The sequence below is a fragment of the uncultured Friedmanniella sp. genome (genome assembly GCF_964244285.1).
Lineage (GTDB): Bacteria > Actinomycetota > Actinomycetes > Propionibacteriales > Propionibacteriaceae > Microlunatus.
In genome coordinates, this window is sequence record NZ_CAXTHT010000006.1 from 243,272 (window position 1) to 250,425 (window position 7,154).

6 protein-coding genes are annotated in these 7,154 nt (G+C 73.1%); all 6 read right to left on the reverse strand.

Annotated elements, in window-relative coordinates:
• Nucleotides 1-22 precede the first annotated feature (22 nt).
• Entirely contained in the window at nt 23-1,180 is a 1,158-nt protein-coding gene (locus ACFE7W_RS15825; RefSeq protein WP_375425776.1) for an amidohydrolase family protein, read from the reverse strand.
• 9 nt (nt 1,181-1,189) lie between these two features.
• Entirely contained in the window at nt 1,190-2,587 is a 1,398-nt protein-coding gene (locus ACFE7W_RS15830; protein WP_375425777.1) for a glutamine synthetase family protein, read from the reverse strand.
• Between the two features lie 143 nt (nt 2,588-2,730).
• On the reverse strand, nt 2,731-3,747 hold the full coding sequence (locus ACFE7W_RS15835) for an N-acetylglucosamine kinase (protein WP_375425778.1): 1,017 nt from the start codon (nt 3,745-3,747) through the stop codon (nt 2,731-2,733).
• The gene (locus tag ACFE7W_RS15840) at nt 3,744-5,045 is read right to left on the reverse strand and encodes a glycoside hydrolase (RefSeq protein WP_375425779.1); all 1,302 of its coding nucleotides are present in this window, start codon (nt 5,043-5,045) and stop codon (nt 3,744-3,746) included. Before ACFE7W_RS15840 ends, ACFE7W_RS15835 begins: the two co-directional genes overlap by 4 nt.
• A 28-nt stretch (nt 5,046-5,073) precedes the next feature.
• A complete protein-coding gene (locus tag ACFE7W_RS15845) occupies nt 5,074-5,898 on the reverse strand; it encodes a 6-phosphogluconolactonase (protein ID WP_375425780.1) in 825 nt (274 codons plus the stop codon).
• A gap of 50 nt (nt 5,899-5,948) precedes the next feature.
• On the reverse strand, nt 5,949-6,884 hold the full coding sequence (locus tag ACFE7W_RS15850; RefSeq protein ID WP_375425781.1) for a zinc-binding alcohol dehydrogenase family protein: 936 nt from the start codon (nt 6,882-6,884) through the stop codon (nt 5,949-5,951).
• Nucleotides 6,885-7,154 lie beyond the last annotated feature (270 nt).

The following is a 7,154-nucleotide window of genomic DNA, read 5'->3' on the forward strand; positions in this document are numbered from 1 at the left end:
CAGCATCTCCTCCTGGCTTCGGTCACCGGGGCCGCGGAGCGGCATCGATGCCGTAGAGCGACCAGGCGTTGTCCCGCAGCACGCGCTCACCCGCCGTCTGAGCCTGGTCCGCGGTCAGGTCGCCGTCGGCGACCAGCTCGTCGAGCGCCTCGCCGAGCAGCCGGCGCCCGTCGTGGGCGCTGAGCCAGTGCAGCTCCGGGACCCGGGCACCGTCGGAGCTGTACATCAGCCGGCTGGCCGGGGCGGCACCGAGCGCGGCGCGGCTGACCTGCCGCAGCTCGCCGCGGGACAGGAACGGGATGCCGTAGGAGAGGTCGAGCCAGGCGTTGCCGTAAACCGCCGCCAGGTAGGCGCCCTCCCGGACGAACGGCCAGCAGTTGTGCAGCATCACCACCGGCATGCCGCGGTAGGCGGGTTCCTCGAACAGAGCCCGCAGCTGCAACGGGTTGGCCTGCCGCAGGTCGGCGTCCGGGTCGCCGTAGCCCACGTGGAACTGCAGGGGTAGCTCCTGCGCCGCGGCCGCCGCGAACGCCACGTGCAGCAAGGTGTCGAGCAGCGGCTTGTGCCCCAGCCGGACGCGACCGCCCGCCTCGACCTCGGTCCGCGCGGCGGCGTACGAGGCCCGAGCGTCGGCGACGTCCCAGCGGTCCACCGCGAGCCCGGTGCGGTAGCCGACCACCGACTTGAAGCCCGACCAGCCGGCGGCGCGCACGTCGCTGACCGTGTCCCGGGTGAGGTCGAGCAGCTCGTCGTAGCTCTGCGCCCTGAGGATCAGCGCCTCGAACGCCGGCTCCAGCCGCAGCAGCGAGACGGCCCGGCACCCGCCGGCCACCGCGAGCTCGGGGACGCTCAACGCGATCGCCGGATCGGGGAAGCCGGTGTCGACCACCAGCGCGTCGAGCCGGGCGTCGGTCCACAGCCGGCCGGCCAGCTCGGACACGCCGACGGCGGAACGGGCGGCCAGCACCGACTCCTCCGCGCGGTCGACGCCGTGGAAGCCCGCCATCGCGGTGGTCAGCCGCTGGTAGCACGCGGTGCTCGCCACGTCGACGGCCCGGACGTGGGCGTCTGGTGACTCCGTGAAGTAGGACCGCCAGGACGTGACGTCGTCGTGCTGGGACCGCTCGACGGAGTGGCAGTGGTTGTCCACCACGCGCACGTCGCTCAGGTCCACGCCCATCGTGCTCCCTCAGAACCGGTAGTAGTGGTGGCGGATCTCGAAGTCGACGTCCGCGGCCGCGAAGGCGGCGTGCTCGGAGCGTCGGACGGCGAGGTAGCAGCGGGAGAGTAGCGGCCCCAGCGCGTCCACCAGGACGGCGTCGGCCTCGAGCAGGTCCAGGGCTTCGGCCATCGAGGACGGCAGGTCGCGCACCTTGCCCCGCTCGCGCTCCTCCGGGGAGAGCCTCGCGGGGTCGCGTCGGCTGGGCTCTCCCGGTTCGAGGCCGCGCTGGATGCCGTCCAGCCCGCAGCTGATCAGGGCTCCGAGGGAGAGGTAGGGGTTGGCGCTGGGGTCGGAGACCTTGTACTCGATGTTGTAGCTGGCCTCCTCCCGCCGGTAGAAGGGCGACGCGATCCGCAGCGCCGCCTCCCGGTTGTCGTAGCCCCACGCGGTCGTGCTGGACGCCCACGCGCTGGGAACCAGACGTCGGAAGGAGTTGTAGCTGGGCACGGTCAGGGCGGTCAGGGCGGGCAGGTGCTCGGCGACCCCGGCGATGAAGTGCCGGCCGAGCGGGGACAGTCCGCCCGGGACGGCCGGGTCGTAGAGCAGGCTGCGCCCGCCCTCGCCAGCGCGGCCCCAGAGGCTGAAGTGGATGTGCGCGCCGCTGCCGATCTCGTCCGGGTAGGGCTTGGCGGCGAACGAGGCGAGGATGCCGTGCCGGGACGCGACGCCCCGGACGGTGTCGCGGAACTTGAGCTGCTGGTCGGCGGCCCCCAGCGCATCGGTGTGCCGGACCGAGATCTCCCGTTGGCCGGGACCGTACTCGTTGATGCACTGCTCGACGACGATGCCCTGCGCAGTCAGGGCATCGACGGTCTCGAGCATCAGCCCGTCCAGATGGTCATGGCCGATGGCGCTGTAGACCGGGGCGTGCGTCGGGGCGTCGACCGGTTCGAAGCGGCCGTCGATCTCGGTACCGAGGTAGTACTCGTTCTCGAACGTCGCCTGGACGGTGATGCCCATCGCCGCGGCGCGGTCGACCACCCGGCGCAGGAAGGAACGCGGGCAGGCGCCCCAGTCGGTCCGGTCGTGGTCGAGCTGGTCGCACAGCACGCTCGCACTGCCGGGCGACCACGGCAGGACCGTGAACGTCGTCGGATCCGGCACCAGGCGGATCTCCCCGACCGGCTCCATGCCCTCGATCGGGACGACCTGCTCCAGCAGGTTGAGCGCCATCTGCGCCCGGGTCAGACCGACGCCCTCGACCATCTTGTGGGCCAGCTGGTCCACATGGATCGCCTTGGCGTGGGCGACGCCGCTGACGTCGCAGTACTCGAAGCGGACGAGCCGGACGTCCGCCGCTCGCGCCGCCGCCACCACCTCGGCGACCCTGGGGTCGGCCTCGAGGTCGGCCTCTGCCGCCTGCACGCCACCACCTCCGCATCGCTGATGTCGGCCAGGTATATCAGAGTCGACCATCGCGGGGTGACCGCTTTCCACGAGGACGGCGAACGACTTCGAGTCGGTACACGACCGTCACACCCACGGCTCTGCGCGGCCGGCTGGGCCGCTCAGGTGAGCAGGAAGTCCGCCGGGTGCGACGTGGTGAGCACCCGGTCGTGCCGCTCCTGGTCCAGCTCGACCCCGCCCTCGGCCAGCGCGTCCAGCAGAGCTCCGGCCACCGGCGAGGCGGCGGTCGCGGCGACCCGGACCGCACCGAGCTCGCGCCGGAGGTCCTTGACCAGGGCCTCGCGGTAGGCGGGGAGCTCCGAGGTGAGGAGCGATCCGCCCAGCACGACCGGCACCGGCTCAGTCGCCGGGTGTGCTCTTGAGACCAGACCGGTCCGCTCCGCGGCGACGCGAGCGAGCCCGGCGAAGGTGCTCGACGCCGACCGGACCATCTCGAGGGCCACCGCGTCCGAGGCCGACGCCGCCCGCAGCACCGACCGCGCGGCGGCGGCGTAGTCCCGTCCGGACCGCGCGGAGCCGCGGCGGGTGAAGGCGTACAGCAGGTCGGCGACGTCGTGGTGGCCGTAGAGGGTCAGCAGCTCCGCCCGCAGCAGGGTCGGCGGTCTGAGGCCGATCTCGGCGTCGACGACGGCCCGGAACGCGGCCTCGCCGAGACCGAGGCCGCCGAGGGCGTGCTGGATCCACCAGGACGCGCAGTACTCCTGGCCGTCGTGGCCCCGCGCCGCCACGGCCGGGCCGGTGCCCGCGGTGACGGCGACGCCGACCCCCGAGACGGTGCCGCAGCGCAGCAGGGCGAAGCCGTCGTTGCGAATGCTCACCTGGCGCAGGCCCGGCAGCCGGCGGGCGGCGGCGTCCTCCCAGTAGCGCTCGTCCTCGGCCCAGTCGACGCCGGCCAGCCGCAGGGCCGCGGCGCTCACCCTCTCGGCGGAGACGCCGGCGTCGGCCAGGGCGGCCTCCGCCGCCGCGACTACGGCGTCGACGGCGAGCTCCTCGGTGGCGGTGCCGTAGATGTCGCCCACGCCGCCCCGCCCGCGGCCGAGGATCTCACCGGTCTCGTCGGCGAGCAGGGCGACGGTCTTGGAGTTGCCGGCGTCGATTCCGAGGAAGTAGCGGCTCACCGCAGCAGGCGCTCCGGCAGGTACGCCGCGTTGGCGTGCGCCAGGTCGTCGTACAGCTCCTCGGCCACCGCGAGCGTGGGGACGAACGGGTGTGCCACCAGAGCCCGGACCGCGTCGGCCCGGCCGCCCTCCCAGGCTGCCAGGGCGGCCAGCCGCTGGTACTCGGCCAGCTGCTGGGTGAGGCCGCGAACGGCGTGCGGCAGCGGCCGTTGCTCGATCGGGTGCGCACCCGTGCCGTCGACGGTGCACCACACCTCCACCACGGTGTCCTCGTCGAAGCCCGGCAGCGCGCCGCCGGTGTTGCGCAGGTTGACGGGCAGCTCGGCCGGGGCGTCGTTGTAGTAGGCACTCATCACGTCGATCGCCAGCTCCAGCTCGTGGATGCCGCCCCGGGAGCGGGCGGGGTCGAGCACCGGGTGGTCGGTCGCGGCTTGGTCGCGGTAGTGCTCCCAGTAGCCGGCCACGTTCTCCAGGATCACCCCGGCCCGGGTGAGGCGCTTGGCCTGGGCTTCGCGGAAGACCTCCTCGCCGAAGTAGTAGTAGCGGAAGTAGTCGGCCGGGATGGACCGCATGGCCACAGCCAGGTGCAGCATCCGCTTGGCCCAGACGTCGACGGTCGGGTCGTCGCGCACCCGCCCCCAGCCCTGTTCCAGCAGCGGCATGAGGTCCTCGCCGTCGTAGAGGTGGGTGGTCGACCAGCAGTTGTGGTTGACCCCGGCCATCACGACGTGCGCCCGCGCCGGGTCCAGCCCGGCGGTGCGGACGACCGAGGGCCAGAAGATCATCGGCCCCTCGCACATCGAGTAGATCGGGACGTCGGTGTAGTCCTCGACGGCCTGGGAGACGATGTTCACCGGGTTGGTGTAGTTGAAGATCCGCGCGTCCGGGGCCACCGCCGCCAGGTCGGCGACGAGGCCCTGGAAGACCTGGACCGAGCGGAGCGACATCATGAAGCCGCCGGGACCCTGGGTCTCCTGGCCGATGACGCCGTGCCGCATCGGGATCAGCTCGTCCTGCAGCCGCATCTCGAAGTCACCGGGCCGGAAGCTGCTGAGCACCGCGTCCACGCCCTCGAGGCCGGCCCGCCGGTCGGTGGTCGCGGTCACGGTCAGGTCGATGCCCTCGGAACGCGCCATCTTCTCGGCCAGGGTCCGGACGATCTCGAGCTCGTCGGGCCGCTGGTCGATGAGCACGACCTCAGACCCGGCGAACTCCTCCCCGTGGTCGATGAACGAGGCCATGGTGCCGGCGGCCCGGGAGGAGCCACCGCCCAGGTAGGCGAGTTTGATCTTGGCCATCCGTACGGATCCTTTGCTGGGTTGGAGATCAGGGAGCTGACGGGGTGGTCGCAGTCATCGCACGAGCCGCGGCGAGGGCAACCTCGTCGAGGAACAGCCGGGGACGGGCGCAGACGGCGACGACGGTCGCGGGCCAGGCCGGGTCGTAGCCGTCCGCGGCCAGGAGGTGCCGGGCGGCCAGGCCCTTGTCGGCGCCGTGCACCAGCATGATCGCCGACGCGGAGTGCCGGACGATCGTGTCGATCCCCACGGTGACGCCGTGCCGCGGCACCCGGTCCAGCCGTCCGTCGAAGGAGGGGAAGGTCGCGAGGTTGTCGCGCCGGGTCTGCTCCGGCAGCTCGACGATTCGGGTCGGGCTGTCGGCGGGCGAGCCCGGGCCGTTGAAGGCGACGTGCCCGTCCCCGGCCCCGGAGGCCAGCAGGAAGAGGTCGATGCCACCCGCGGCGGCGATCCGGTCGTCGTAGGCCTCCGGCTCGGCCGGGTCCGGGACCCAGAGCTCCGGCGTGCCGATCCCCTGCCCGGCCGCCTCGGCCAGCGGCCGGATGATCTCCTCCACCCCGAACCGGACACAGGAGTGCAGCGCCGCCGCGTCCTCGTGGACCAGCGAGCCGTCCGGGCCGGGGACGAGGTAGTCGTCCATCATCACGACCGCGACGTGGCTGAGGTCGAGCTTCCGGGCCGCCACGAGCAGGGCGAGAGCGCGGTAGGTCGAGGAGGCGCTACGGCCGCCGGGGCAGCCGAGCAGGAAGGGCCGGCCCGCTTCCGCCGCCTCGGCGATACCTTCGGCCACGAGCTCGGCCGCACGCCGGCCGAGGGAATCGGCGTCGGGGAAGATCTCGGTTTCGATCGTCACGGAAGCTCCTCGGCGAGGGGGCTGGACAGGGGCTCGAGCGGACAGGCGCCTCAGGGCACCAGGGCCAGCTTCCCGCCGGGATGGCCGCCGCTCAGCAGCTCCAGGGCTCGGCGGGCCTGGTCGAAGGGGAAGGTACGGGCGATGGGGACGACCAGTGCTCCGGTGCCAGCAAGGGTGATCAGTCGTACCCGGGCGGCGTCGCGGTAGGCCTTGCTGGCCGGCATCGCGCCGCCGATGACCTGGTAGCCCTCGGCCGCGGCCCGACCGAAGGCGGCGATGCTGACGATGCGCTGCGGGTCGTCGACCAGCTCGAGCGAGACGTCGATCGCCTCGTCGGTGCCGACGGCGTCCAGGGCTGCGGCGACGCCGTCGGGCGCGAGCGCCCGGACCCGGTCGGTCAGGCCCGCGCCGTAGCGAACGGGTATGCCGTCGAACCACCGGACCTCGTCGAGGCGTTCCTCGCTGGCGGTACCGACGACGCGGATGCCGAGCAGACCGGCCTGCTGCAGCACGCTGACCCCGACCGCCCCGGACGCGCCGTGCAGGAGGACCGTCTCCCCCGCCGCGGCATCGACGACCTGCAGCATCTCCGCAGCCGTCGCGGCGGCGAGCAACAGGTTCGCGCCCTCGGCGAAGCTCAACCGTTCGGGCAGGGCAAAGACGTCCTTGGCCGGGACCGTGAGCGCGGTGGCGTAGCCGCCGGAGACGCGGAAGGCCAGGACAGCGTCCCCCACCGCACCGCCGCCCGAGGCGATCTCGGTATCGGGACCGATCGCGGTCAGGACCCCGGACACCTCGTACCCGACGGGGACGGGCAGCAGGCTGCGGTCCGTTCCCGACGCCACGTGCTTGTAGTCGGCCGGGTTCATGCCCGCCGCGCGAACCTCGATCGTGACCTCGCCCGGCCCCGGCGGGGGCACCTCGACCTCCACCAGCCTGAACACGTCCAGCCCGCCGAAGTCCGTTGCCACCCACCGTTGCGCCACCCGCCCATTCCACACCCGCGCTGACCGGGTTCGATGGTCAGGCCCCGGTCGCGCGCGCCACACCGTCGGAGCAGGCGTGACGGCCCAGCTCCTGCATCCCGAAAGTGATGATGCCTCCGCTCGAGCGGATGCAGGGCCACCTTCAGGAGGCAACAGCACCCACCAGCGGCTCGTTCGCGGATCTTGCGGGGGGGGGGGGGGGGGGGGGGGCCGGGGGGGGGGGGGGGGGGGGGGGGGGGGCCCCCCGGCCGCGGCGCCGCGGGGGCGGAG